This is a genomic window from Rhodoglobus sp. GW821-FHT12B09, from assembly GCF_058809925.1.
Genome location: NZ_JBXATB010000006.1, coordinates 64,396 through 85,122, shown reverse-complemented (window position 1 = coordinate 85,122; position 20,727 = coordinate 64,396). Strand labels below are relative to the sequence as shown.

The 20,727-nt window shown below is 65.7% G+C and carries 18 protein-coding genes and 1 tRNA gene; 11 read left to right on the top strand and 8 right to left on the bottom strand.

Going from position 1 to position 20,727, the window contains the following annotated elements; all coding sequences use genetic code 11:
* The first annotated feature begins 76 nt into the window (after positions 1 to 76).
* Entirely contained in the window at positions 77 to 1,885 is a 1,809-nt protein-coding gene (locus AC1RTC_RS12530) for an RICIN domain-containing protein (protein ID WP_493156141.1), read from the top strand.
* Positions 1,886 to 2,011: 126 nt separating this feature from the next.
* Here the strand turns inward: AC1RTC_RS12530 and mscL are convergent, their stop codons facing one another.
* The 3 genes from mscL to AC1RTC_RS12515 are packed head-to-tail and all read right to left on the bottom strand — an operon-like array spanning position 2,012 to position 3,286.
* Positions 2,012 to 2,434: a large conductance mechanosensitive channel protein MscL gene (gene mscL, locus AC1RTC_RS12525; protein ID WP_493156140.1), complete on the bottom strand. Its 423-nt coding sequence runs from the start codon at positions 2,432 to 2,434 to the stop codon at positions 2,012 to 2,014.
* A gap of 9 nt (positions 2,435 to 2,443) precedes the next feature.
* Entirely contained in the window at positions 2,444 to 2,692 is a 249-nt protein-coding gene (locus AC1RTC_RS12520; RefSeq protein ID WP_493156138.1) for an FmdB family zinc ribbon protein, read from the bottom strand.
* A 15-nt stretch (positions 2,693 to 2,707) separates the two neighbouring features.
* Positions 2,708 to 3,286, bottom strand: a complete 579-nt coding sequence (locus tag AC1RTC_RS12515; protein ID WP_493156137.1) for a 5-formyltetrahydrofolate cyclo-ligase — start codon at positions 3,284 to 3,286, stop codon at positions 2,708 to 2,710.
* Positions 3,287 to 3,326: 40 nt separating this feature from the next.
* Between AC1RTC_RS12515 and galU the strand changes: the two genes are divergently transcribed.
* From galU to AC1RTC_RS12470, 9 genes are all read left to right on the top strand, one after another.
* The gene (gene galU / locus AC1RTC_RS12510) at positions 3,327 to 4,217 is read left to right on the top strand and encodes a UTP--glucose-1-phosphate uridylyltransferase GalU (RefSeq protein ID WP_493156135.1); all 891 of its coding nucleotides are present in this window, start codon (positions 3,327 to 3,329) and stop codon (positions 4,215 to 4,217) included.
* A gap of 2 nt (positions 4,218 to 4,219) precedes the next feature.
* The gene (locus tag AC1RTC_RS12505; protein ID WP_493156133.1) at positions 4,220 to 4,867 is read left to right on the top strand and encodes a GNAT family N-acetyltransferase; all 648 of its coding nucleotides are present in this window, start codon (positions 4,220 to 4,222) and stop codon (positions 4,865 to 4,867) included.
* A 106-nt stretch (positions 4,868 to 4,973) separates the two neighbouring features.
* Positions 4,974 to 5,792, top strand: coding sequence for a hypothetical protein (locus AC1RTC_RS12500; RefSeq protein WP_493156131.1), 819 nt, complete (start codon positions 4,974 to 4,976; stop codon positions 5,790 to 5,792).
* Position 5,793: 1 nt separating this feature from the next.
* On the top strand, positions 5,794 to 6,882 hold the full coding sequence (locus AC1RTC_RS12495; RefSeq protein ID WP_493156129.1) for an NAD(P)/FAD-dependent oxidoreductase: 1,089 nt from the start codon (positions 5,794 to 5,796) through the stop codon (positions 6,880 to 6,882).
* Between the two features lie 38 nt (positions 6,883 to 6,920).
* Positions 6,921 to 6,993, top strand: a tRNA-Ala gene (locus AC1RTC_RS12490).
* Positions 6,994 to 7,817: 824 nt separating this feature from the next.
* Positions 7,818 to 9,704, top strand: coding sequence for a CHAT domain-containing protein (locus tag AC1RTC_RS12485; protein WP_493156127.1), 1,887 nt, complete (start codon positions 7,818 to 7,820; stop codon positions 9,702 to 9,704).
* Positions 9,705 to 9,772: 68 nt separating this feature from the next.
* Positions 9,773 to 10,459 (top strand): DUF6338 family protein, encoded by a 687-nt coding sequence (locus AC1RTC_RS12480; protein ID WP_493156125.1) that lies wholly within the window; start codon positions 9,773 to 9,775, stop codon positions 10,457 to 10,459.
* A 421-nt stretch (positions 10,460 to 10,880) separates the two neighbouring features.
* The gene (locus AC1RTC_RS12475) at positions 10,881 to 11,702 is read left to right on the top strand and encodes a hypothetical protein (RefSeq protein WP_493156123.1); all 822 of its coding nucleotides are present in this window, start codon (positions 10,881 to 10,883) and stop codon (positions 11,700 to 11,702) included.
* A gap of 92 nt (positions 11,703 to 11,794) precedes the next feature.
* Entirely contained in the window at positions 11,795 to 13,453 is a 1,659-nt protein-coding gene (locus tag AC1RTC_RS12470; protein WP_493156121.1) for an SIR2 family protein, read from the top strand.
* Here the strand turns inward: AC1RTC_RS12470 and AC1RTC_RS12465 are convergent.
* The 5 genes from AC1RTC_RS12465 to AC1RTC_RS12445 all read right to left on the bottom strand — a co-directional run bounded on the left by AC1RTC_RS12465 (position 13,450) and on the right by AC1RTC_RS12445 (position 19,185).
* Positions 13,450 to 13,620, bottom strand: coding sequence for a hypothetical protein (locus AC1RTC_RS12465; RefSeq protein WP_493156119.1), 171 nt, complete (start codon positions 13,618 to 13,620; stop codon positions 13,450 to 13,452). The two genes, AC1RTC_RS12470 and AC1RTC_RS12465, sit on opposite strands and share 4 nt — an antisense overlap.
* A 134-nt stretch (positions 13,621 to 13,754) precedes the next feature.
* Positions 13,755 to 15,983: a S8 family peptidase gene (locus AC1RTC_RS12460; protein WP_493156117.1), complete on the bottom strand. Its 2,229-nt coding sequence runs from the start codon at positions 15,981 to 15,983 to the stop codon at positions 13,755 to 13,757.
* Between the two features lies 1 nt (position 15,984).
* On the bottom strand, positions 15,985 to 17,100 hold the full coding sequence (locus AC1RTC_RS12455) for an AAA family ATPase (protein ID WP_493156115.1): 1,116 nt from the start codon (positions 17,098 to 17,100) through the stop codon (positions 15,985 to 15,987).
* 751 nt (positions 17,101 to 17,851) lie between these two features.
* On the bottom strand, positions 17,852 to 18,178 hold the full coding sequence (locus AC1RTC_RS12450; RefSeq protein WP_493156113.1) for a hypothetical protein: 327 nt from the start codon (positions 18,176 to 18,178) through the stop codon (positions 17,852 to 17,854).
* 161 nt (positions 18,179 to 18,339) lie between these two features.
* Positions 18,340 to 19,185: a DeoR/GlpR family DNA-binding transcription regulator gene (locus tag AC1RTC_RS12445; RefSeq protein WP_493156111.1), complete on the bottom strand. Its 846-nt coding sequence runs from the start codon at positions 19,183 to 19,185 to the stop codon at positions 18,340 to 18,342.
* A 232-nt stretch (positions 19,186 to 19,417) separates the two neighbouring features.
* Here AC1RTC_RS12445 and AC1RTC_RS12440 point away from each other — a divergent pair, with 232 nt between their 5' ends.
* Complete coding sequence (locus AC1RTC_RS12440) at positions 19,418 to 20,707, top strand: ABC transporter substrate-binding protein (RefSeq protein ID WP_493156109.1); 1,290 nt, start codon at positions 19,418 to 19,420, stop codon at positions 20,705 to 20,707.
* The last annotated feature ends 20 nt before the right edge of the window (positions 20,708 to 20,727 follow it).

The window sequence follows — 20,727 nt, the reverse complement described above, 5'->3', positions numbered from 1 at the left end:
CTCCCGTACATAGTCTGACGCTGCCAGACAAGGCCGTCTGGCGCGACGACGTCGTCGCAGACCTCTAGGAGAAGAAATGACCCTCACACGGCGTTTCATGGCGGCAGTGGTTCCGCTCACGATTGCCGCGCTCGCGGTATCGGCGAGCCCCGCTGGCGCACTACCCAAAGCGGTGCCCGCGGGCGCCACATTCACCGTGTCGGTGGGTGCGCGCGCGAGCGGACCGTCAGCAACAGACACGCCTGCCTTCCCCTTCATCGACAGGGACGGCACGTACTACCACCAGCAGTCGGCTGCGCTGTACGGCATCAACGATCACCGCGTCTGGGACTTCTACACGGGCACGAACATGGACACGGCGAGCAAGTCGAGCACGCTGAGCAACTACGTCAACCCGTCGAACAGCCAGGACCGCAACAACAACACGACCTGGCGGTGCAACAACAGCCCCACCGGCGTCACGTCGAGCTCAGACCCCTCCGGCACGTACTCGCAGAAGAACTTCTGCGACCTCGCCGGCATCTGGGTGGATCCGGACAACGGCTACTGGTACGGCCTCGTGCACAACGAGTTCACCGGCAGCCCGTTCGGTGACGGGCTGCACTACGACGCGATCGACCGGGCCGTGTCGCGCGACCAGGGCAAGACGTGGTCGATCCTCGACCACGTGGTCACCTCCCCGTTCAGCACCACGCGGGGCGACACCGCTGCGTTCCCGAACCAGACGTACTACTACGGCGACGGCGATCAGCGACTGCTCATCGACACGGCCTCCGGGTACTTCTACATGTTCTACGGCTCGCGCGTGATCAACAAGACGGGTGGATGGTTCTCGTTCCAGGGCCACGTCGCCCGCGCGCCGATCGCGAGCAAGATGGCGCCGAGCTCATGGCAGAAGTGGTACAACGGCTCGTGGTCGCAGCCCGGCGTCGGCGGCAAGGAGAGCAGCCTCGTCCCCGTGACCGGCGCGGGCCAGACCGGCTACGCCACGGCGGCGAAGGAGTACAACCCCGCCAACACCGGGACCGCCGCCCAGCAGATCGCCGCCGGAAAGCTCCAGGCGACCTCGCCGCTCTTCGTCATGGACGTTGCCTACAACGCCTACCTCGGGCTGTACATCGGCCAGCCGCAGGCCGTTGACCAGAGCGGCAACGCGCCGCAGCAGTACTACGCGACGGACGACCTCACCAAGCAGCAGTGGACCCTGATCGGCGACACCGGCTCCTACCGCACCGCGTCGTGGTACCGGTGGTTCCTCGACCCGGCCAACAAGACGTCGAACCAGATCATCGGCAAGGACTTCCGCTCCTACTGCTACTTCTCGTGCAGCTCGGGCTCGAGCGAGTACGTGCCGGTGACGATCACCTCGTCGGTCACGGCTCCGGCTCCCGTCGACACCACGAAGGTCTACAGCATCGCGAACGGCGGCGGGCGGGTTCTTGCCCAAGCTGCCGGCAGCTCGGCGACCACGTCGCTCGCCGCGGGTACCGCGGGCTCGACGGGCTGGCGGTTCGCGGCGGTCGGTGACGGCTCGTACACGATCACCAACTCGACGAGCGGCGCTCGCCTGGGCGTCGCTACCTCGTCGACCTCGACCCGCGCGTGGGGCACCGCTCCCACCGTGACGGCGGCAGCCTCCGGCTCGGCCGCAGTCGGCCAGCAGTGGTGGATCATCAAGGGCACGTCGGCGGGCACCAACGCCGCGACCGGGACGGTGAAGCTCGTCAACCGCTACAGCGGCCTCGTGCTCAGCCTCTCGTCGACGTCGGGCCGCCTGTCGGAGACCACACCGCAGCGCGCCTGGACTGACACGTCCGGCACCAGCATCGGCGGCGGTCGTACGGCGGCGGAGCAGACCATCTCGCTGACCGTGGTGGCCGGGTAGCGCCCGGAGAAAGAGGGTGGGGAGAGGGAGCGTGATCCGCGCGCTCCCTCTCCGCGCCCAACTCAGGTTCCCGTGGGTCGCGCCGTGCCAGCCGTGCGGCCCACGGGTTTCCCGCGTGCTCGAGTCCTAGGGAGCCGCGTCGCGCTTGGCGAGCAGATCGCGGATGTCGGCGAGGAGCTCGAGCTCGGTCGGGGGAGCGGGCTTCTCGTCGACAACGCCCGCCTCCTTCTTCTTGAAGCTGAGCTTCGACAGGTAGTTGATCGGCACGATGATCGCGAAGTACACGACGAGCGCAACGAGCAGGAACTGGATAACCGCGCCGATGACGGCGCCGAAGTACATGGTCGCCTCGCCGCCGGAGGTCGTCGGGATGGTGACCGGCAGGGCCTCGTTCAAGGACTCCGCGTTGAAGAGTGCGCCGAGCGCGGGGTTGAACACGTTGTTCACGAGCGCGTTCACGACGTTCGTGAACGCGGCGCCGATGACGACAGCGACGGCGAGATCGATCACGTTGCCGCGGAGGATGAACTGCTTGAAGCCCTTGAGCATGGCGCTCTCCTAACTGTCTGAGCTGCTGGAGGAGGTTGAGGGGGCAGGGGTAGAGGGAGTGGCGGGAGCCGTGGGCGCGGCAGCGCGGGAGTCCGTGCGGTAGAAGCCCGAGCCGTTGAACGTCACCCCGACGGTGTTGAACAGTTTTCGGAGGGGGCCGCCGCAGTTCGGGCACACGGTGAGCGTGTCATCCGTGAAAGCCTGCACGATGTCGAAGGCGTTGCTGCACTCGGTGCAGCGGTAGGAATAGGTGGGCACGGTGTCCTTTGAAAGCTAGAAGGCGACGATGCCGGAGGGTGTGACCACTCCGTCGACGCGCTGGTCGTGCCGTTCACTCGGCACGCTGTCGACCAACTCGTGGTCGAAGATCACAGCATAGACCGGGGGGCAGTTCTCCATCGATCCGAGGGTCTTGTCGAAGTAGCCTCGGCCCCAGCCCATGCGCATGCCCGTGCGGTCGACGGATGCCGCGGGCACGATGATCAGGTCGACGCCGTTGATCGCGATCGGGCCGAGCAGCTCCGAGGTGGGGGCGGGCATGCCGAGCGGATCGAGTTCCTCGCCGGAGCCGTCGTACGGAGCCCAGTCGAGCAGGCCGTCGATGCGCGACACCGGCAGCAGCACCCGGATGCCCTGCTCGCACGCCCACGCGACGAACTCGCGTGTACCGGGCTCCTCGGGCAGCGAGAGGTATGCCGCCACCGAGCGAGCCCCGACGTCGCTCGTGAGGTCGATGAGGTTCTGGGTGATCGCCTCGTCAGCGATCGTCCGCTCACGGGGGGTCGTGATGCGGCGGCGCTCGCGGAGTTCGGCGCGCAGTGCACGTTTTTCGTGAGCGACCTCGTCCGCCATGGGTCTGATTCTACGGCGGTGGGCCAAGTAGCCTGTCCCTATGGCGTTTCGCATTACGAAAGCGGTGATCCCCGCAGCGGGTCTGGGCACGCGGTTCCTTCCCGCGACGAAGGCGATGCCCAAGGAGATGCTGCCCGTCGTCGACAAGCCGGCGATCCAGTACGTGGTGGAGGAGGCGGTCGCCGCCGGCCTCACCGACGTGCTGATGATCACCGGGCGCAACAAGAACGCCCTCGAGAACCACTTCGACCGCGTGACCGAGCTCGAGGCGACGCTGGAGCAGAAGGGCGACCTCGACCGCCTCGAGAAGGTCGAGTACTCCAACGACCTCGCCGACATGCACTACGTGCGCCAGGGCGACCCGCGCGGCCTCGGCCACGCAGTGCTTCGGGCCCGGATGCACGTGGGCCGCGAGCCGTTCGCGGTACTCCTCGGCGACGACCTCATCGACGAGCGGGACGTTCTGCTCGCGCGCATGATCGAGGAGCAGAACAATCGCAACGCGACGATCATCGCCCTCATGGAGGTCGACCCCGCCATGACGCACATGTACGGCATCGCCACCGTCGAGAACACCGGGACCCCGGACGTGGTGAAGATCACGGGCCTCGTCGAAAAGCCGGCGGCCGGGACATCCCCCTCCAACTACGCCATTATCGGCCGCTATGTGCTGCAGCCCGACGTGTTCGACGTGCTCGAGCACACGGAGCCGGGCAAGGGCGGCGAGATCCAGCTGACCGACGCACTGCAGTCGATGGCGCAGAACAACATCGCGGGCGGTGTCTACGGCGTCGTGTTCCGGGGCCGCCGCTACGACACGGGCGACCGGCTCGACTACATCAAGGCGATCGTTCAGCTCGCCGTCGAGCGCCCCGACCTCGGGCCGGAGTTGAAGCCCTGGCTCAAGCAGTTCTCAGCCGGCCTGGACTAGCCGTGGCCTCGACGATCCCGACGCTCAGCGAGGGCAAGGTCACGATCCGCCCGATCCGGCTGCGCGATGCACGGGTGCTGGAGCGCGAGCTCGCGGAGAACCGCGGGTGGCTGCGCAAGTGGGAGGCCACGAACCCGCACGGGCCGATGTCGTTCGACGTGCGCTCGAGCATCCGGTCGCTGCAGCAGAACGCGCGGGCCGGTCTCGGGCTGCCGTTCGTCATCGAGTACGACGGCCAGCTCGCAGGCCAGCTCAACGTGTCGTCGATCGCCTACGGCTCGCTGTCGTCGGCGACCATCGGGTACTGGGTGTCCGAGCGCTTCGCGGGCAAGGGGGCGACCCCTACCGCCGTGGCCCTCGCCACCGACCACTGCTTCTTCGGCGTGGGCCTGCACCGCATGGAGATCTGCATCCGCCCCGAGAACGAGCCGAGCCTGCGCGTCGTCGAGAAGCTCGGCTTCCGCTACGAGGGGCTGCGGCGCCGGTACATCCACATCAACGGCGACTGGCGCGACCACTTCTGCTTCGGCCTCACCGTCGACGAGCTGCCGCAGGGCGTTCTGCGCCGCTGGCTCGACGGCAAGGCGCCGCGCGATGCCGCCGAGGTTCCCGCGGCGGACCGCGCGAAGGCGGCCAGACCGCTCGTCTGATCCGGGCGGGTTGAGTAGCGCGCCAGCGCGTGTCGAAACCCTCGTGGCGCAACTTGCTGCCGCGTGGTGCCGGGGTTGCGAGGCCTTCGGATCGTATCTTTTAGCCATGGAACTCACGGGCGTCGGCGGCGGGCTCATGCTCGCGATCGCCGCCGCCCTCTGGCTCGTCTACCTCGTGCCGAACTGGTTCAAGCGACGCGAGTATCTCGCCACTGAGAGGAACGCCGTGCGGCTCCAGCAGACCATCCGAGTGCTTGCCGAGACCGCCGAGGTCCCCGCCGCCGTGCGCGCCGAGGCCGCGGCCCGCCAGGTCGCGCTGCAGCAGCGCGCCGAGTACCGCCAGGGCCCCGTCGCGGTGGGCCGGCCGGTGCAGAGGGTGCAGCCGAGCGCCGCGCAGGTGGCGGCAGCGGGTCGCCGGATGCGCCGGACCCGCGCTCTCGCCACACTCGTGCTGCTCGTGTCACTGGTGACGGCGGTCGCCCAGCTCGTCGCGCAGTCCTGGGTGATGCTGGCCATCTCTGGCGCCGCCGTGGTCGGAAGCCTCGCGCTCCTGGGCCGCATCGCCGAGCGCTCGCGGGTGCGCGCCGCTGTCGCCGTTGCCCGTCCCGCCCGCCGCACCTCGCTCGGCCCGGCCGAGGCCAAGGCCGTGAAGCGCGAGGCCGAGTGGACCCCGGTGCCGATCCCGAAGCCGATGTACCTGTCGCGGTCGGTCGTGGAGGCCGCTGCGGCCGTCGAGGACCCGGCTTTCGAGTTGAAGCTCGCCGCCGTGGCCGCCGAGCGTGCGCTGCGGAACGTGGAGCAGGAGGCGACGCCGCTGCGGACTGCCGCGGCATCCTCGTCCCCGTTCGCCAGCATGGGCATCGTGGACGACGCGACGACCTCGACCCCCGACATCGACGCCGTGCTCGCCCGCCGCCGGGCCTGACATGCCCCGCCCCTGGGACCTGGTCATTGTCGGCGCCGGGCCCGCGGGGTCTGCTGCTGCCCTCTCCGCCCTGCGCGAGCGGCCGGAGGCCCGGGTGCTCATCCTCGACCGAGCGCCGATGGGCCGTGACAAGGTCTGCGGCGACGGCATCGCGCCGCACGCCGTCGGGGAGCTCGCCGCCCTCGGCCTCGACGCCGTGCTCCCGGAGGAGAACGTGTCGACCGTGCGACTGTACGGACCGAGCGGCGGGGATGCGGGTGCCGTCACCACCTCGCCGGGCTACGTCGTGCCGCGCCGGCAGTTCGACGAGCGGCTGCTCTCGGCGGCGATGGACGCGGGCGCGTTCTTCGAGGTGCGCAAGGTCTCCTCTCTCGACTCCCTCGACGCGCGGGTGATCATCGGGGCGGACGGCAGCAACTCCACGGTCCGCCGCCTGGTCGGCCAGCCCGCGAACCACGGCCGCTCGCTGGCGGTGGCGATCCGGGGCTACGCGCCGACGCCGGCCGGCGCCCGCGAGCTCACCATCCGGTGGGACAGCCAGCGGCTCGGCGGCCTCTGCTACGCCTGGTCGTTCCCCGTGGCCGACGGCACCACCAACGTCGGCTACGGCCTCTCGTCCGCCGCCCGCGACCACAGCCGCGCCTACCTCGAGCGCCGGCTCGGCGAGCTGCTGCCCGAGTTCGACCTCACCGGGGTGGAGCTCACGGGCCACACCCTGCCGCTGTCCGTCCGCCGCCCCTCACCGTTTGTAGGACACGTGCTGCTCGTCGGCGACGCGGCATCCCTCATCAACCCGTTCACCGGCGAGGGCATCTACAGCGCGATCGTCTCCGGCGCCCTGGCGGGCAGAGCAGCGTTCGCGGATGCCCCCGGCCCCACCTACGCGAAAGCCCTCGCCGCGCGCTTCGGCCGCCAGCACCGGCAGACCACGGCGCTGTACCGGATCATCGACTCACCGCGGGTGCTCGACACCGTCATCCGTGCCGCCCGCGCCGACTCCCGCATGTTCGACAGGCTGCTCGACGTGGGCCTTGGCGACGCCGCCTTCACACTCGCCGATTTCGCGCGTTTCGGCCGCTACGCATTCTGATAACCTAGATCCTTGTCTGAGTCGCTTCGGCGGCGCAGGGGCCCTTGGCGCAGTTGGTAGCGCGCCTCGTTCGCATCGAGGAGGTCAGGAGTTCAAATCTCCTAGGGTCCACCCAAAGTGCTTTATTCGAGCTCGGCGTAAACGACGAGCGATTAGAGCGAGAAACAGAAATCCCCGGAGTCATGTGACTTCGGGGATTTCTGCTTGCTGGTTCTTCAACGGTTGGCGGGGGTTGTTCGTCTGACCGCTTTGCGGTGACCGCTGGAAAAGGAGGCTGTGCGATGGATCGCACGATCCCAATTGCCTTGTCGACCTTCGGCCAGCCACTCCTCGCGTTGCTCGGGTGTGGAGCCGCTCACGGGGGGTGGCGAGGAGTCCCTGGACTGTCGCGCCGCCGAGGTACGTGCCGACGCAGCATTCCCATATCGCGGCGAGCGGATCGCCGAACAGCCCGGTTTCGCGGTCGACCGGGGTGTCGCCGGTGTTGAGCACGATGAGTCGGCGCAGCGGGAGCAGAGGGGAAGGTAGGCCCTCGACCGTGCCGGGTTGGTAGACGACGCCGGCACCAGCACCCGGTCCATCCTGCCGGCCACTATAGCGGGCGGTTTGCCCCACCAGTTCGGATTGGCCACCACGAGGTCGGTCACGCCCAGGGGTGCTGTGGAGCTGGAACCGTCCCAGTTTCATCGCCCGTGTGAGGTCGCTTATGCCGGCCTTCTCGGTCCATGCGCACGTAGCCGAGCAGGCTTGGGGCGAAGCTTCACCAGTGAGTAGAATTCAGTTGCGTCCTCGGTGGCAGGTTGGACGCGGAAGACTTTGACCGCAGAGTACCCTCGTCGGCTATCGGTGGGCGTGATCGTCGAGGCGAGCGCGCGAAATGATCGAGGAGACGCGTGAGCATGTCATGGAGAGATCGTCGTCGCGTTGAGCAACTGATGACCCGCTCACGAGCGCTGTTCAATGAAGCTGAGGCGGCACGCCAGGGAGGCCAGCCCCAGCGGCCCCTGCGGGAATTGGCTGACGACCTCATCTTGGTGCTCCAAGACACACTTCCGCTACTCGCCGAGGCTCCTCAGCTGGCCTTGGCAGTGATCGATGTGGCGCGATCTAGTATCTGGTTGGAGCTCTCGCGGAAGGAATGGATCCGCGTACTCGGGTCGGGCGCCTCCCTCGCCGCCGCGGTAAGCGTCATCCGACAGCACACCGACGACTTCAACCTCGACCTGGAGCGAGAACTTGGTGGCTTCGTATCAGCCCCTTTGGATTCGGTCCTGTACAGCGCGGTGAGGGTCGGTCTTCCGAGCTTCGTCGGCACCCTCAGCGACATGCTGCTCGGGGCCGGGTACCTGAGCCGGCAACTAGTGCAGAGCGATCAGGACGACGTGATGGCCGCCTGGGACTGGGCGACAGGGTTGGCCCTCAACGGAGGGCTCGAAGCTGGGCAGGAGGAACGAGCCTTCCGGATCTCCCAGGGCGACGGCTGGCTGTCCGACCGACAGAGGACTGACCACTCGCCCGAAGAGGTCGCAGACGTCATCACGGCCTGGATGGCACGAAGCCTGTCCTCCTTGCAAGCGACGCCGCTGCGGGAGACCACTGGCCTCGGCGCGAGTGGCGATCCGGCCGAGGCTGAATGGAAACTCGTGTTGGGGAGCGTCGACGACGTGCTCGCCCAACCGCCCGCGCACCGGTTCCTCCGTGCCGTGTCTGTCGGCTGCGTGACACCCCTTGCCGCGAAGGTTTCCGGTCGCGACATCATCTATCTGGTCGAGTCGCCCCATGGCGGACTTGCAGTCAGGTTTTTCGGCGGGAACGGGTACCGTCGCGCTCCGGAAATCGCCGAGCTGCCCGGTGCCGACACCCGGTCGCTGAGGCAATGGCGCGAGAGGATCGACGACGCCAACTCCGATCGGGTCGTCGACATCCTGAAGCGGACCACCCTATTGGATTCGGTGCGGGAGGAAGTTGGCGACCGAGTCGTCGCGCCAATGCTAGATCGGTGGCCCGATCTTGAGCGCATAGCGCTGATCCCGGTGGGGGAGATGCAAGACCTGCCCTGGTCTAGCGCGCTCGTAGGCGGATCACGCTGGGCCGATGCGGTGAACGTCACGATCGCCCCCGCCGCCGCCAGCATCCTGGTCGCGGCAACTCCCCGCGGCACCGGCGGTGCCGACGCCGCTGTCGTCATGGGCGACCCCGCCAGCGGCGAGATCTACCTTCGCTGGATTGCCCCAGAAGTGTGCGAAGTCGCCGCAGTATACGGGCGCGACCCGGATCTCCTCGTCGAGTACGCGACCAATCCCGTCGAAGACCCGACCGAGCTGGCCTCTCGGAGCGCGATACTGCGACAGGTCCCGTCGAGCGTTGCGATCACGGCGGGAGCATTCGAGCACGTTCTCAGCCGCCTGGAGAACGCGCGCGTAGTCCACCTCGCCTGCCATGGAGCCGTTCCGGATGGCGCGGGCTCGCCGCAGCTATTCCTGAGCGGTCGCATCCCGTTCGAGGCGCTCGAGCACCACCGCTTCGCGCGTGGAGCATGCGTCGTGCTCTCAGCGTGTTCAGTCGGGCGCAACGTGGGCGAGGCACCTCTAGCCGCCCTGGGGTTCCCTGCCATGTTCTTGTCGATTGGTGCCGCCACAGTCATCGCGTCGTCCTGGCCTGTGCTGGACTGCCGCGAGACCGTCGACTTCGTGGTCGAGATCCATCGAAACCTTGCCGAAGGTCTAGAGCCGACATCTGCGCTGAGCGGCGCAGTCTCGCGCATGCGCGCCGACGCAGTTCCCTCCGCGGTGTGGGGCGGATTCGACGTCTACGGCGCGTGATGACCGGCGCTCGCGCGCTACGCTGAGCATGACCGGCGTCCATCGTTAGCGCAACCCGAGGAGGACCCGTGGGACTGCCCGAAGGAAGCCTCGCCATTGCCGTCCTCATCGTCGTCGCCCTGCCTGGATTCATCTATGCCGGGGTGCGCCGCTGGGCACGCGGCGAATCAGCCGAAGACCGCGACCTCGGCCTCGCGGTCGCCCGAGGTGCCGTCTTCGCCGTCGCCCTGACCGGCGTATACCTGCTCGCGTTCGGCGACTTCCTCTTCGCTGGCCTTGCCTCCGGCAAGGACGCAGACACGATCAAGATCGCCGACGCGCGGGGTGTCGCGCTCGCCGTCCTCGGGTTCTACGTGATCGCTCCCGTGATCCTCGCGTTCCTGCTCAACTTCGGGCATATCGGGTGGGTGAGGGTGGCACGCCCGAGATGGTTGCGCGTTCCCCGGTCCAAGCACGGCTACACCTCCACGCCCAGCGCCTGGGACCACGCCGTTAGGAAGAATCAGCACACCTGGGTGAAAGTGCACCGCGCCAACGGCGAATGGGTCGGGGGATGGTTCACCAAAGGCTCATTCGCCACCACCTACCCCGAGCTGCACAGCATCTATGTCGCCCAGCAGTGGGCGATGACGGAGGACGGTAACTTCGAGAAGGCCATCCCGAACACGGGGGTTCACCTCACGATCCGCGACGAAGACGTGGTGATCTGGACAACCCCGCCTCACTCCAACGCACCCCAGGAGGCCACCTCGTGAACGACCCCAACGGCACCAGTGAACCCAGTGCGGGGACCGGGAGAATCTCTGAGCGCGGACTCGAACCGCACGAGTATGTGCCACCGCCACCGCCACCGGTGAACGATGGCGGCATCGGCAACGCCAAACAAGACTGAGTTCTCCTTGGCCGCCGACGGTGAAAGCGCCAATCTGGTTTCGGCCACGTGACGCTGTGAAATCATCAGCGGCTCAGGCGGTTGCCGTGTGGCGATCGGGTTGTGCATTGCAACGACGTCGGGGCGTGGGCGGTCCACGAGCAAGGAAGCGCTATGGCCAAGAGCATTGTCTTCGAGCGAGGGGACGGTCTTTGGGCGGTCACGCCTCACGCATGACAACTTACTGGTCGGATGGGATCCGCTGTGAATGTGCAACGGGTATCCTCCATGCTTGACTCGGTGCCATGAATTGGTCCGCGCATACCGGGAGCGTGCGAGGGGTCGCCGAGGCGGCCGCCGACATCGCGCGCCGAACCGTCGGTGCGGCCTCCTGGCCCGAAGCGAGCGAAGGGACTGCGCTGCTTCGCAGCCGCTTCAACGTCCCTTCCTACGGTGGCCATCCAATCGTTCGTGAGGCACTGATGAGTGCCATGCTCGCGACGCTGTCCGGCGTTGACCACGCCCTGGCCTGGACTCGCCTCCTCGACGATGGCTCTTCGGCGATCGCGCCCTCGACCGTCGCACGGGGTGCCATCGAAGGTTTCGCCAGCGCCTTCTATCTCCTGCGTGCCGAAGATCCGGAGCAGTTCGTATCGCGCCATCTCGCGGTGACCCGCGCTGGCATGCGGTTCCCGCAGAGGCACTCCCGTTTCCAGGACTTCACCGGCGCGATTCTCGACAACAGCGAGCTGCCCGTGGTCCATGAGACCATCGCGCAGGAGCTCGGGCTGAAGCTCGAAAGGCCGCTCATCCAAGACATGGTGCAGACCATGCTCTCCGCAGGCCTTGAGCCCGGAACCGATGCGAGCCCGGAGATTTACTCGCAGCTCTCGGGCGCCGCGCATGCGGTCACCTCCGCGCTCGGTATGTACTTCGACCGCGCCGCCGTGCGGCTCGCGCCCCAGGCGGAAATCCTGACCGAGCAGGCTGGCTACCTGTTCGTTGCGACGTCGGTGACGACGGAATCGTGGATCGAGGTCTTCGATGCAGATGACGAAATGCGCCGCACCTGGCGCGCCGCTCGAGCCGCTGCCGAACGGCAGCTTTCGAAACTCATCTCGCACTAGCCCGCTGCCGCGAGCCTCGGAGGGCCTCAGCGCGATAACATGTGGTTCTCTCGACAACTGGGTCGGCGAGGGTTGTTCCCGTGGAGTCCTGAGTGTTTCTGAACGACACCGAAACGCTCGATGCTATCGAGCGCTTGTCCGACTGCGATGAGCTCGTCCTCTACTGCGGTGCGGGTGTCTCGATTGACCGTACCGGACGCCCTTGGCGTCGCCTCATTCGCGACATCTCGAAGGCCGCCGCCGACCGCCTCGGCGCCGGACACGAAATCGACAACGCCTCGATCGAATACCTCCTGGACAACCTGGGGGAGCTTGACCAGTTCGCATCGCTCATCGACGAGTATCACACCGGCCATCGAGCGGTCAGTGCGAACGATCTCCTCTTCCCGCTCCTGCAGGATCTGCTCTACCGGAATACGTGGAGCGAAGGGTACGTCCTTCGCAACACCGTCCAGCTCGCCTTGGTCGCGGCATCGCTCGGCAAGAAGGTGACGATCCTCACCACCAACTACGACATCTACATCGAGCGACGGTTTGAGGCTTTCCGGGACGCCGTGCAGCGGTTTGCAGCGACCGCCGTGACGCCGGTGGTCTTTCCTGAGTTGATTCGCAAGGTCATGATCACCGGCACTACGCCGACGGGCAAGCCGACGTTCAAGCTGACGCGTCACGTCGCGTTCCGTGGGATTGGCTCTTCGGCATCGATCGAGATCATCTACCTTCACGGGCGAGTGCCCAAGCCCGGCGCGACTGCCGACGGCACGATCGTGCTCGACGAGCGCACCTACGCGGAGACGCGGGAGGGCGCCAGCAAGTACCTCCAGGAGTACTTCGGGCGAGACAACGCCGGGGTGCTCATCCTGGGCGCTTCGCTTACCGACAAACCGCTCGTGCAAGCACTCATCCAGACTCGCGGTTCCAGCGCTTCGCGGATGGCGATTTACGCGGATCTTCCGAAGATCAAGGATGGAGCTGTCACCGTCGAGGTCCCCGGCAGCCCCGACTATAACCTCACCCAGAGCGACATCGAGAGCGCCTATCGCAATCGCGGCAAGCATCTCGGCATCTCCCTGTTGTTCCCGATGGCCTACTTTCAGTCCGCGCAGTTCTTGGAGGAACTGCAGCTCGCCCTTCGCATGCGCGCCAGCGGTGGCCCGGCTTATCGTGACGCGGCGGCGGGCGTTCGTTACTCAGAGCGCCTTCAGAAGTGGGCGGCATCTCGTCGGACCAGCGGGGTCAATTCGACGGATGCGTATGCGAAGCTCAACGCGACGCTCGATCAGATCGTGTCGTACGCGGGCGGAAAGCTGGCGCGCAAGTATCTCCGCCTCGAAGTTTGGCTTCGCGTCAATCCACGGTCGACTGATCGCACGCTCTACCTATATTCGAGCTCGGCCGGCCCCATGCTCGACGACGACGTGCGCCGCCGCGAGCCGATCCGGCCGGGCTCCAACAACGCGTCAGTGCGCGCGCTTCTCGCAGGCAAGCCGCTCGTTGCCCGACTCGAAGACATCGGGATGCCGACGGACTCGACCCGGTGGGCCAGCTTCCTGTCGGTGCCCATTTTCCTCAACGAAGCAGTGAATATCGGCGGAAACCCCTATATCGGTTCCATTCCCGCCGGGGTCATCACTCTCGCCGGACTGGAGGATGCGAAACTCGCCTCGACGTTTGAGGCCCTGCCTGTAACGGCGATCTCGGAAATCCTCACCATCCTGATCGCTCAGGGGCGGGAGATCGCTAAGCCCTAGGGCGTCTTGGAGTGCGCCAGAACAAGCATCAAGGAACGCGTGACCAGGAGCTCTTCGTCCTTGTTGACTTTTACCGCCCAATCCGGAAGCGCCCGCTCGAGATCTTCGGGCGCGATGTCATCCAGATCGCCGGTTTCGTTGGCGCGGATCGTCTTGGAAGGGGTCACTTCAGTCTTCTCATGTAGAGGGTGACTTGATTCTAGCGAGCTTGCCTCAGACTTCGCTGGGTGAAGCTCAGGGGTGTTGGAAACAGTAAAGCGCTCGATCATCTATATTCATAATGACAAATACTCGATGAATGTCAAGAGGCGTCGACGTCGATATCGATGCGAGGCTCGATGGGGACCAGGATGCCGGGATACGCCGCGAGGATCTCGTCGTGGAGTGAAGGCATCTTGGGCGCGCTCAGTGTGATGATGAGCGCGTAGCGCATCGGGTCGGTCTCACGGCTCTGTGCGCCGGCGTCTCTTGCGACGTAGTGGATATCGAAGGCCGGCTCTTTGAGTGTGGTTGCCTCCATGCGGTCCTCAGCGCGTAGAACCGTCTCCCACTTGCCCTGCTCGCTGCGCTGAGCCTTCTCGTCGGCATATGGACGGGCGGAGAAGAACGGTCGTGACGTTGGCGTCTTCGCCGCCGGCTTGAACTTCTTGATGTCCGGTCGGAAGGTGATGTCGAGCCCCGCGCGGGTGTAAGCGTCGGGCGACTGTGCATCAATGGCGCTGGCGAAGCAGAACGTTGCAGACAGGGTCACTAGCCCGTTGAAGCCACCGGCCGGCACGGGCACTTTGGCGCGGAGGTACTTACCGGGACGGACCTCGCCCTGGTACACAACGCGGGCAACCCCGTCACCAGACGAGACCACCGCCTCGGAGTCCATCGGCAGCAGCCCCCACCCAACCTCGCGCTGATCGAGGGCGAGCGGATCGGCGGCATGCAGAAGCAACCCGCGGATGGCGAGCGGGGTGAGCTCGGCGCCGAGGAGCGCCCGGATGCCCACACCGTGCCGGAGCGCAAAAGGAGCAGCCAAGCTGGTCCCGTTTGCGGGCACGAGCTCCGGGTCGCCTCCCTCGGAGACCACGTGGAAGTAGGTATCGGTGCTGCCGCCGAACGCCAGCAGATCCGGCTTGACTCTTCCTGGGCTGCGTCCCGGCCCGATGGCCGAGTACGGCGCCCGGACCAGCGCCGCCTCCTTAGTGCGGTGGAATGCACCGACGGTAAGGACGTTGACGGCGTCTCCCGGCACCTGCACACGAGCATTGCCGGAGTCGCGGTCCTTGTCGCCATTGTTGCCCGCCGCGACCGTCAGGAGCACGCCACCGTCGCTAAGGAGATCGTCGATCAGCGACGTCCAGGCGTGCACCTCATCGTCTTCGATGGGCAGCAGCGGGCCGAGGCTCAGGTTGACGAAGTCGAATGTCTGGGAGAGAAGGATCTCCTCTACATGGCCCAGGGTCTTGTAAAGCTCGTAGGGGTCCTCGCTGGCCGTCGAGCTGTCGATCACCCGGAAGACAGAGATCTTCGCGGGCGGCGTGGGTGCGGCCGCTTCGGGCGTGAGCGGTCCGAACAGAAAGGCAGACGCCACAGCCAGTCCGTGCTGCTCGTAACCGGGGGAGTTGGCTGCAGTCGGGTCCATCTCTCGATAAGACTCTACCCAGGGCTCCAGCGAATGGTTCGTGGGCAGACCGCCGTCCAGGATGGCGACCTTGGCGTTCGGGTCAATCACGGAGCCGCTGGCGGGCAATCTGACGGGGCTGGTCGCGGAGACCAAAGCACGGGTGATCGGGGACACCGAGAGCTTCGGCATCGGCCTCGCCACGCGTAGCATGCTGTACTCCGACAGCGCGTCGATTGCGTCCTGTGGGCCGGCGGCAGGCAGGAACCACAGGCCGCGCACCTCGAATCCGAGCTCAGCGCGGACTTCAACGCCGAGCGCCTCAGCGGTCGCAAGAAACTGCGACTGGTTGCTCGGCGCGAGCCGACTAGACGGCAAATGCACGACGAGTTCGAAGGCGTCCTTGGAGGACCTGGCGTCGCCCGCGCGCACCTTGTCTGCTCCGCGGAAGGGTCGGATCTCCTCAATCTCCCGTAGCTCCTCATAGGCCAGGTCCAACGCCCCGTCCGACGAAAGCAGGTCGGACAGCTTCGTGAACGAGTCCGAGGTGCCGGCGACGAACAGCTCGGAGGTACCGAATACCTTCCCTTCCCAGTCCTTCGCGACGTGGTTCTCCGGCTCGATCAGCCGGTCGGTGCTGCCGACCGGCTCCAACCCAGCGAACTGCAGCAAACGGCTAGGGAAGTACGACTTCGCCGTGTAGCTGGGGTGAAGCGTCAGACGGATCACCTGCACATCGTCGGGGGCGAGCGCCTTATCCGAGATGAAGGTCCCGACCGCGGACGCCAGCTGGGGTGCCAGGCGCTCGCGAGCCTCTTCGAGCGTGTAGGGATGCGCCTTTGTGGGCTTCATGGGAGGGGGTCCCACTGGGTCGGCCAGCAACTCACCGCGGCCGATGAGGTAGTTTCGGGTCGCCATTTCAGTCCTCCTTCTTGGTGCGTTTGCGGAGCGTGTCGCGGCTCACGGCGGTGAGGCGTGAAACCTGGTGCTGCGAGAGTCCGCCGTCTTGGAGAAGCTCCACTGCGAGTTCGATCCGGTCGTTGCGCCCGATGCCGTCGAGTCCGTTCGAGATCAAGCGCTCAACGAGTTCTTCCGTGGTTCCCGAGTTGAGCGCCACACCTTTTCGGAGCGAGAGCAGTTCGCGCTGGATGTCGCTGAAAGAACGACCGACGAAGAATCGGCCGAATGCCGGCAAAAAGCTCCGGAAACGGTCAAGGTCCCTTCCAAGGAAGCGCTCGATCGAGACGGTGACCTCGGCGTCCGATGGCATCGGGAATGCCACTTCGAGATCGAACCGACGCCACAGCGCAGGGTCGACGAGTTCGGGATGGTTGGTCGCAGCGAGGAGCAGGCTCGTGCTGGGCCAATCGTCCAGCTCCTGCAGCATGATCGTGACCAGGCGCTTCAATTCGCCGACGTCCGACTCATCTGCCCGCTTCTTGGCGATGGAGTCGATCTCATCGAGGAAGAGCACGGACGGCTGCCGCTTGGCGAAGTCGAGGGCCGCCCGCAGGTTCGCACCTGACTGCCCTAGCCGACTGCTCATCACTGCAGTCAGGTCGAGCGAGAACATCGGGAGCGCCAGCTGCAGCGCGATCCACTGAGCGGTGTGCGTCTTTCCGACACCGGGAGGTCCAGTGAAGATGGCCGAAGCCAGCGGTTCGAGACCGGCGCTCCGGAGGCGAGCCGCCTCTCGCCACTCCTTCAGGAGCGTGTCGATCTGCTCGAACACGCGGAGCGTTAGCACAGGTGCGGCGACATTGCCAGTAACGACCTTGAGAACTGACAGTGCCGAAGGGCTGGGCAAGGCGACTTCGGTGGCATCTCGTCGTTCGGGCGGCTGCGCGTAACGAGTAATCGGTGCCGGCATACCGTCGAGCACCTCGCTGAGCGCTGCGGCAAGGCCGGGCTGTTTCGTGCGATACCTGCGCACCAACCGGGCGAGGAGTAGCCTGAGGTCTTCATCCTTTTGCTCGTTGGCAAGCCTGACAACTTGGGCTAGATCGTTCCCAAGATTCTTGAAGTCGTCCGTCATGATGCGCTTCCTGTTATAACGACTGGTAAGTCAGTGTGAGTCTAGTGGACTACTTACGACATCCATCGAGCAAACTCGCCCATGCGGGGATACTCTCGGTCGGAACTCGGAAGGATCGACATGCCCAAGCCGCGCGGTTGCTCAATCAAATCAAGGTCGAGACGGCGGTTCGAGAGCGTGTCTGTCATGGCCACAAGTCGGGTAGCAACGCGCGCCCTATACGGGCCGGCGAACGGTGCCTGGTCGTTGACCAGCAGAGCTATTGCCTCGACGCGGCAGTGATGATCCTCGAGCAAGCGGCCAAGGACCTCGACTTGCTTCGGGCGCTAGCTCGCTAGATAGCCGAACTCGCTCAGGAGCCGTGCCGACTCGACGATAACGGCGAAGTTTGGCCCGGCATATGAGTTAGAACCCTAGACCGTGCGATTGGGAGCTGGAGCAAATAGCGGGCCGTCGCGGTTCGTCGCATCGCATGATGTCCATCGTGAGCATTGGACCTGAGGAGATAGTGAGAACACTTCGACCGCGCTGTCACTCCTTCGGAAAATAGCTGATCAGATCCGTGGTCGGTCGAGGAGCGCAGTCAACCGAGTCGACAAGTTCGAACACTCTCGTCTCAGGTCCACCGTAAGCGTGTCATTCAATGTCGGACGACAGCCCGAGCAGAAGCCCCGCAGTCGAGAGACTGCGGGGCTTTCTGCGTAGCGATGGAACGGGCGGGGCGGCTCGTCATCGACACGGGTGACTCAGGCTACGGGAGCACGAGAAAGTACACACCAGCGGCGAGGCCAGCGCCTACACCGACGGCGACCGAGATCACGAGCCGCCTACGGAGAGGGCTGGTCCAGGGCGCCAGCGTCAGCACGCCAGCAAAGATGAGGCCAACCATGACGCAGAATATCCATATGTAGTTGCGGTCCTCGTAGTCGTAGGTAAAGGGGCCCCCACACCCTCCTATCCCGCAATACAGGAAGTTGCCGACGAACAAAACCGGCAGTGAGACTACGAGCGCCAGAGGGAGCGCCCACGCGAGATGCACGGAGGGATCGCGAGGGGCGTCTGGTTCTGTGTTGGTCACGGTTCAGGTATACAGGACAAATCCTCGCTCAGATCCGCGGCAACATCAGGGTCCCGGAATCTAGATTGAGCACTTGTTCGTGTCTTGATCCCCGCTCGAAGAGCGGCGTAGTTCGTTGAAGAGTGGGCAGGGCCCCGTCCGCCGAGGACCCCGCGCGAACGTCAGTCAGACGAACGCGGAGCGCGCGTCTCTGCCGCGGTGGGGACGATCACCTGCACGCCCGCTGCCTGCATTGCGCTGTCGAGCTCCGCGGGCAGCGGGGCGTCAGTGACGAGATAGTCGGCTGCCGCGAGGGGCGCGACCTGGGCGAAGAGGCGCCTGCCGATCTTGCTGGAGTCGGCGAGGATCGCCGTGCGCGAGGCGCGCTGCATCATCTCGTTCATCATCGACGCATCGGCCAGGTTGCTCGTGGAATAGCCGGAGTCGGACACCGCGCCGACCGCGATAAGGGCGATGTCGCACCGAATCTCCACCTCGTCTCCGCCCGTGGCCATTTTGAAGGAGACCGGGCCGGTAGTGGCCTGCGTCACCGTGCGGACGGGGCCGCCGAAGACGTAGAGATCCCGGAAGCACTTCGGCGAGAGGATCGTCGGAATGCGCAGGTTGTTCGTCGCGATGGTGAGTTCGCGGTGGTCGTGGAGGGCGCGGGCCAGCGCTAGGGCGGTGGTTCCCGCGTTGATCATGACCACCGAGCCATCCGGAATCAGCTTGGCGGCGAGAGCCGCGATGGTCTCCTTCTCCGCGGTCTGCATTCGCAGCCGCACATCGAGATCGCGATCGTTGCGCGGCTGGTCTTGAACACTGACCGCGCCGCCGTGAGTGCGGATGATCGCACCGAGACGGTCGAGTTCGTCGAGGTCGCGGCGGACGGTGTCGATCGACACGTCGAAGCGCTCGGCGAGCATACCGACGGTCACTTGGCCGGCCTCGGCGACGAAGGCCGCCAGGTCGGCCCTCCGGCCTGCCGGAAGACGCCGCGGTGAGGTGTCAGGTGATGAATCATCCATAACGGCATCTGTAGCACATTGGCGCAGTCGAGTGCGACTTATCGGGCTGGCTCGGCGTCGTTTACCGCACAGAAAAGCATCAATCTGCAGTGGGATGCGAACGCTTTCCTGAATTCGCGGGTTCTTTGCATTGACGAGCAAGGTTTCCGGGCCTACTATCGCTCTAAGCTGCATGGGACAGCATGAAACAGCGAAAAACAGCAAACACCACCACAAGAGGAGAGACAGAGACATGAGCAATGGAGCTCACGGGCGTCGTACCGCCCTGAAAGTCGCCGCGGGCCTGTCGGCCACGGTCATGCTGGGGGCGCTCGCAAGCTGCAGCGCCGGATCGAGCGAGGAGAGCGGCGGCGACGTCACGCTCGAGTTCGCGCAGTGGTGGGAGCCGGAGCTGCCCGACGGTGCGCTCCAGGGGATCATCGACGACTTCGAGAAGGAGAACCCCGGGATCACCGTCAAGCTCCTGAGCGGTCCGTACTCGTCGACCAAGGAGCAGCTCTTCGCCGGCGCGGCCTCGGGCACCATGTCCGACGTCGTCGGCCTCGACGGCGCCTGGGTGAGCGACTTCGCCAAGCAGGGCGCCATCACCGACCTCACCGCCCTCATGAAGGAACAGGGCATGGACGACAGCGATCTGGCCAGCCAGATCCAGATCGGCGGCGCGACCTACATGATCCCCGTCGTCAACTTCGTCTACCCGATGTTCACGAACACCGATCTTCTCGCCCAGGCCGGCGTGGACGCGGTGCCGACCACGCGCACCGAGTTCACCGACGCTGCCAAGGCCATCACCAACCTCGGCACCGCCAGCGGCTGGGTACTGCCGCTGTCTCTGGAGGCGCCGAACGGCATCCAGAACGACGTGATGTCGTGGAACTGGGCGTCGGGCGGCTCGATGCTCACCAAGGACGGCAAGCCCGACCTGACCAACAGTGACACCGAGAGCGCGGTCGAGTACGTCAAGTCCCTGTGGGACGACGGTGTGATCGCCCCCGGATCGTTCACGATGAAGGAGCAGGACAAGGTCGAGGAGTTCACCAACGGCCGCGTCGGCATGATGATCGACTCGCTGTCGCACATCAACCTGATCCAGGAGAACAACCCCGACCTGCACTTCGACATCTCCGCGGTTCCTGCAGAGGACGGCTACACCGAGGCGCGCGGCATCCCGTACGCATCGTGGGGCATCGGAGTCTCCGACAGCAGCCCGCACAAGGCCGAGGCGCTCAAGCTCGTGCAGTACCTCATGAGCACCGACGTCAACTCCAAGCTCTCGACGATCGCGAACGCCTTCCCCGGCAACACGAAGTCGACCCCCGAGTTCGGCGACGGCAAGGAGCTGTTCGAGAAGGCGTTCGAGATCTACAAGAGCGGCTACCCCGCCAACGAGTTCACCGGCCTGCCGGTGGCCGAAGACCTCATGCGCCAGTTCGACACCGAGTTCCAGAAGGTGCTCTCGGGCAACGGGAACGTGAAGGACATGCTCAAGACGGTCCAGGACTCCTGGTCCAAGGAGTTCTAGTCCCGATCGGGGCCGCACCG

Excerpts from the sequence above, each read along its gene's own strand:
- AC1RTC_RS12515 (WP_493156137.1), bottom strand. The coding sequence starts at position 3,286 with ATGGCGGACGAGGTCGCTCACGAAAAACGTGCACTGCGCGCCGAACTC.
- AC1RTC_RS12495 (WP_493156129.1), top strand. The coding sequence starts at position 5,794 with ATGCCCCGCCCCTGGGACCTGGTCATTGTCGGCGCCGGGCCCGCGGGG.
- AC1RTC_RS12530 (WP_493156141.1), top strand. The coding sequence starts at position 77 with ATGACCCTCACACGGCGTTTCATGGCGGCAGTGGTTCCGCTCACGATT.
- AC1RTC_RS12475 (WP_493156123.1), top strand. The coding sequence starts at position 10,881 with ATGAATTGGTCCGCGCATACCGGGAGCGTGCGAGGGGTCGCCGAGGCG.
- AC1RTC_RS12460 (WP_493156117.1), bottom strand. The coding sequence starts at position 15,983 with ATGGCGACCCGAAACTACCTCATCGGCCGCGGTGAGTTGCTGGCCGAC.
- AC1RTC_RS12440 (WP_493156109.1), top strand. The coding sequence starts at position 19,418 with ATGAGCAATGGAGCTCACGGGCGTCGTACCGCCCTGAAAGTCGCCGCG.
- mscL (WP_493156140.1), bottom strand. The coding sequence starts at position 2,434 with ATGCTCAAGGGCTTCAAGCAGTTCATCCTCCGCGGCAACGTGATCGAT.
- AC1RTC_RS12455 (WP_493156115.1), bottom strand. The coding sequence starts at position 17,100 with ATGACGGACGACTTCAAGAATCTTGGGAACGATCTAGCCCAAGTTGTC.
- galU (WP_493156135.1), top strand. The coding sequence starts at position 3,327 with ATGGCGTTTCGCATTACGAAAGCGGTGATCCCCGCAGCGGGTCTGGGC.
- AC1RTC_RS12485 (WP_493156127.1), top strand. The coding sequence starts at position 7,818 with ATGACCCGCTCACGAGCGCTGTTCAATGAAGCTGAGGCGGCACGCCAG.
- AC1RTC_RS12500 (WP_493156131.1), top strand. The coding sequence starts at position 4,974 with ATGGAACTCACGGGCGTCGGCGGCGGGCTCATGCTCGCGATCGCCGCC.
- AC1RTC_RS12445 (WP_493156111.1), bottom strand. The coding sequence starts at position 19,185 with ATGGATGATTCATCACCTGACACCTCACCGCGGCGTCTTCCGGCAGGC.